Below are 5,656 nucleotides of genomic sequence, written 5' to 3'. Positions count from 1 at the left end.
GGTTTCAGTTGGCTCGAAAACGGTGTCATTGATGGTCGGCACGGTAACCGTGAAGCTGGTGACGCCCGCCGGCACGGTAACGGTTCCGTTGGCAGCGTTGTAGGTCACGCCGTTGCTGAAGCTCTGGTTGGTGAGCGTGCCGTTGTAGTCACTGCCAGCCGTTGCGGTACCGGCATTCAGCGCCAGGCTGAACGTGGTCGGCGTGCTGCTGGCATTGTTCAGGTTGACGGTAAAGACGGCATTGTCGCCTTCGTCGACTTGGCCGCCATTACTGTCAACTGCAGCGCTGACGGTATTGATAGCTGGAGCGGCATCATTGTCGAAAATGGTCGCGGTACCGGTTTTGCCACCAACGGTCAGGCTGAAGCTTTCGGTCGGCTCGAAGACGCTGTCATTGATCGTCGGAACGGTGACGGTGAAGCTGGTGACGCCCGCTGGCACGGTAACGGTTCCGTTAGCGGCGTTATAGGTCACGCCATTGCTGAAGCTTTGGTTGGTCAGTGTGCCGTTGTAGTCACTACCCGCCGTCGCGGTGCCCGCATTCAGCGCGAGGCTGAAGGTGGTCGGCGTGCTGCTGGCATTGGTGAGGTTGACGGTGAATACGGCGTTGTCGCCTTCGTCGACCTGGCCGCCGGTGCTGTCCACAGCCGAGCTGACGGTGCTGACAGTCGGCGCCGTATCGTTGTCGATGATCGTGGCCGTACCGGTTTTGCCGCCAACGGTCAGGCTGAAGCTTTCGGTCGGCTCGAAGACGCTGTCATTGATCGTCGGCACGGTGACGGTGAAGCTGGAAACGCCCGCGGGCACGGTGACGGTTCCATTGGCAGCATTGTAAGTAACGCCGTTGCTGAAGCTCTGGTTGGTCAGCGTGCCGTTGTAATCACTGCCCGCTGTTGCGGTACCAGCATTCAGCGCCAGGCTGAAGGTCGTGGTGGTTAGGCTGGCAGTGCTCAGGTTGACGGTGAATACGGCGCTGTCGCCTTCGTCCACCTGGCTCCCGGTGCTGTCCACGGCGTTGCTGACCGCGCCGATACTCGCAGCCGCGTCGCCCGTTACGTTCACCGTAACCGTGGCTTTGCTGGTTCCACCATTGCCATCGCTGACGGTGTAGCTGAACGAAGCGGGGCCGTAGTAATTGCTTGCGGGTGTGAAAGTGATGGTGCCGTTGTCGTTCAGCGTAACGGTGCCATGCTTGGGATTGTCCACGCCGACGATACGCAGGCTGTCACCGTCCGCGTCGCTGTCGTTGGCGAGCAGGGTTGCCTGGGAGATCGTCAAGGCATTGTCGTGCCCGGTTACCAGCGCAGGGTTGGCCTGGGCCGGAGAGTAGTTGCCCAGCGGCTGATAAGGGCCACCAGCGAAACTCAGCGTGGGTTGCAGTACGGCTTGGCCGCCCTGATCCCAGTAGATGATCTCGATGGTATGCGCGCCGGGTTCACTGATGGTGAACGAGCCGCTATTGGTGCTCGGCGACTGGTTACCGTCGAACCTCGAGACGATCACACCATCGATCGAGATGCTGTAGCCGTCGTCCGCCCTGACCTGAAACTGGTAGTTACCTGCCTGCAATTGCAAAGTGCCGCTGAGTCTGATGATCGCGTCACTGCTGTTTTCCGGGTCGACGTTCAACGATGCCGCGTCAGAGCCCAGGAATGATTGCAGATTGTTATTACCGCCGAGGTCACCACCACTCAGGCTGTAGTTGATGTTCTTCGCCACGAAGGCGGCATCAGGCGAGTTGGCGGCGATAAAGGCGCGCACCTGAGCCAGGGAGGTCAGGTTCGCCCCATCCAGGTTCGCCCCTTCGTGGTAGGCGTAATACTGGCCGGTGAGCCCGGCAGCCATGCCTGGGTCGTTAACCGCAACCGGATCCTGGTTGGCGATGATGGTGACTTTCTGGGTGTCGGTGGAGCCCACGTTACCCGCATCGTCGATGACGCGAACCTGATAGGTGTGATCACCCAGCGAGAGAGTGCGGCCATCCGCGTAATCCCAGTTGCCGTTGCTGACGGTCAGGTTCGTCCAGGTGCTGCCGCCGTCCACGCTGATCTGCGCTTTTTCGCCGGCGCCCAGAGGGCCGACCGTACCGCTTACGGTCAGGGTGCTGTCACGGGTGATGAAGTCTCCGGGAGTTCCCGTGTCTTCGGAAATCTTGACGATATCGATTGCCGCTGCAGGCGGCGTGATGTCGACGCGATAGCTTTCGGTATCGATACCAACACCAACGTTGCCTGCGGCATCGATGGTTCTGACGCTGGCGTCGATGGTGCGATCGCCATCAGCGGCCAGATCGGCTCCGGGCACGTTAATGCTAAAGCCCAGCGTGCCATTTGGGTTGGCAACGACCGAACCGGTGAACTCCTTGCCATTGACGGTCAGGGTGACGGTGTCACCGACCTTGGCGTCACCGCCGACGGTGCCGGTTACCGGGATCTGCTGACTCGACTCGGCGATGTTGATCACGTCGTCGGCGGTGATATTGGCGTCCAGCGTGATGGTCGGAACTGGGGCCGTGACGTCGACGCTATAGCCTTCGGTGTCTGTTGCAGTGCCGACGTTGCCGGCGGCATCGGTGGTGCTGATGCTGGCGTTAATGGTCTTGCCGGCATCGGCGACTAGATCAGCGCCTGGTACGTTGATGCTGAAGGTGTTGTTAGCCTGAACCTGACCCGTGAAGGTTTTACCGTTAACGGTCAAAGTGACGGTGTCACCGACTTTGGCATCGCCACCGACGGTACCGGTAACCGGGATTTGCTGCGTGGCTTCGGTGCTGTTGATCACGTCATCAGCGGTGATGTTGGCATCGAGCGTAATGGTCGGCACCGGTGCGGTGACGTCGACGCTATAGCCTTCGGTGTCTGTTGCAGTGCCGACGTTGCCAGCGGCATCGGTGGTGCTAATGCTGGCGGTGATGCTCTTGCCAGCGTCGGCGACCAGATCAGCGCCTGGAACGTTGATGCTGAAACCAAGGGTGCCGTTGGCATTGGTCACCAGGCCGGTGAAGTTCTTACCATTCACTGTGAGGGTGACGGTATCGCCCACTTTGGCATCGCCACCGACGGTACCGGTAACCGGGATTTGCTGTGTGGCTTCGGTGCTGTTGATCACGTCGTCGGCGGTGATATTGGCGTCCAGCGTGATGGTCGGAACTGGGGCGGTGACGTCGACGCTATAGCCTTCGGTGTCTGTCGCAGTGCCGACGTTGCCTGCGGCATCGGTGGTGCTGATGCTGGCGGTGATGCTCTTGCCAGCGTCGGCGACCAGATCAGCGCCTGAGACGTTGATGCTGAAACCGAGCGTGCCATTTGGATTGGTAACGACCGAACCGGTGAACTCCTTGCCATTGACGGTCAGGGTGACGGTATCGCCCACTTTGGCATCGCCACCGACAGTGCCGGTAACCGGGATCTGCTGACTCGACTCGGCAATGTTAATTACGTCATCGGCAGTGATGTTGGCGTCCAGCGTGATGGTCGGCACTGGGGCAGTGACATCGACGCTATAGCCTTCGGTGTCTGTCGCAGTGCCAACGTTTCCGGCGGCATCGGTGGTGCTGATGCTGGCATTGATGGTCTTGCCAGCATCGGCGACCAGATCAGCGCCTGGGACGTTGATGCTGAAGGTGTTGTTTGCTTGCACCTGACCCGTGAAGGTCTTGCCGTTCACAGTGAGGGTGACAGTATCACCGACCTTCGCATCGCCACCCACGGTGCCGGTAACCGGAATCTGCTGACCGGACTCGGCGATGTTGATCACGTCATCGGCGGTGATATTGGCGTCCAGCGTGATGGTCGGAACGGGAGCAGTGACGTCGACGCTATAGCCTTCGGTGTCTGTCGCAGTGCCGACATTGCCGGCGGCATCGGTGGTGCTGATGCTGGCGGTGATGGTTTTGCCGGCATCGGCAACCAGATCTGCGCCTGGAACGTTGATGCTGAAGGTGTTGTTCGCCTGAACCTGACCCGTGAAGGTCTTGCCGTTCACAGTGAGGGTGACAGTATCACCGACCTTCGCATCGCCACCCACGGTGCCAGTAACCGGAATTTGCTGGCTCGACTCGGCGATATTGATCACGTCATCGGCAGTGATGTTGGCATCGAGCGTGATGGTCGGTACCGGCGCCGTAGTATCGATGGCTCCGATGTCGGTAGCCGAGCCGGTGTTGCCCGCCGCATCCGTGACTTTTGCATCAACGGAGTAAGGGCCTTCAGCCAATGGCTGAGGCAGTTCGACGCTATAGGTACCGCCAGTCAGCACCGGTGTGTCCACGGTGAAGGTGTTGGTGCCCTGGGTAATGGTCAGCGTGACAGTGCTGCCTACCGGCGCATCGGTAGTACCGGTAATGGTAGGCGTGATGTCATTGGTAATGGCCGGAGCATCGACAGTGATCAGTGGCGCTGTGGTGTCGATTGCTCCACTGTCAGTGGCCGAACCAGTATTGCCCGCGGCGTCAGTGACCGCGGCATCAACGGAGTAGGGGCCTTCAGCTAGTGGCTGAGGCAGCTCGACACTATAGGTGCCGTCAGCCAGCACCGGTGTATCCACGGTAAAGGTGTTAGTGCCCTGCGTGATGGTCAGCGTGACAGTGCTGCCTACAGGCGCGTCGGTGGCACCTGTGATGGTCGGCGTGGTGTCGTTGGTAATGGTCGGAGCATCAACCGTGATCAATGGGGCCGTGGTGTTGATGGTGCCATTGTCACTGGCCGAACCGGGGTTGCCAGCTGCATCGGTGACTTCCGCATCAACCGCATAAGGGCCGTCTACCAAAGGTTGAGGCAGTTCGATGCTGTAGGTGCCGCCCGCCAGTACCGGTGTGTTTACGGTAAAGGTGTTTGTGCCTTGTGTAATGGTCAGCGTAACGACACTGCCCACCGGTGCGTCGGTGGTACCGGTGATGATCGGCGTGGTGTCGTTGGTGATGGCCGGAGCATCGACAGTGATCAGCGGTGCTGTGGTGTCGACGCTGTAGCCTTCGGTATCCGTTGCAGTGCCGATATTGCCGGCCGCATCGGTCGTGGTGATGCTGGCGGTGACCGTCTTGCTCGCATCGGCCACCAGATCAGCGCCTGGGACGCTGATGCTGAAACCCAGGGTGCCATTGGGATTGGCGACGACCGAACCAGTAAACTCTTTGCCATTGATGGTAAGGGTAACGGTATCGCCAACTTTTGCGTCGCCGCCGACAGTGCCTGTGACCGGGATCTGCTGACCCGACTCGGCGATATTGATCACGTCATCGGCGGTGATGTTGGCATCGAGTGTGATGGTTGGCACCGGCGCGGTGGTGTCAATGGCGCCACTGTCGGTCGCCGAACCGGTGTTGCCCGCCGGATCAGTTACCTGGGCGTCAACGGTGTACGGGCCTTCAGCCAGCGGCTGAGGAAGCTCGACGCTGTAAGTGCCGCCAGCCAGAACTGGAGTCGTCACGGTAAGGACGGTGCTGCCCTGAGTGATAGTCAGAGTGACAGTGCTGCCCACCGGTGCATCGGTCGTCCCAGTGATGGTCGGCGTGGTGTCGTTGGTAACGGCCGGCGCATCAACGGTGATCAGCGGAGCTGTGGTGTCGATGGCACCGCTGTCGTTGGCCGACCCGGTATTGCCCGCCGGGTCAGTCACCTGGGCGTCAACGGTGTACGGGCCTTCAGCCAGGGGCTGG

The 5,656-nt window shown here is 60.3% G+C and carries 1 protein-coding gene; it reads right to left on the bottom strand.

From position 1 onward, the window contains the following. Positions 1 to 5,656: Ig-like domain-containing protein (locus BVH01_RS15680; RefSeq protein ID WP_218189111.1), on the bottom strand; the 5,656-nt coding region annotated here is incomplete at both ends.

This window comes from Pseudomonas sp. PA1(2017) (assembly GCF_001945375.1).
Classification (GTDB): domain Bacteria; phylum Pseudomonadota; class Gammaproteobacteria; order Pseudomonadales; family Pseudomonadaceae; genus Aquipseudomonas.
The sequence above is the reverse complement of the archived record's forward strand: the minus strand, read 5'-3'. Positions and strand labels throughout refer to the sequence as shown.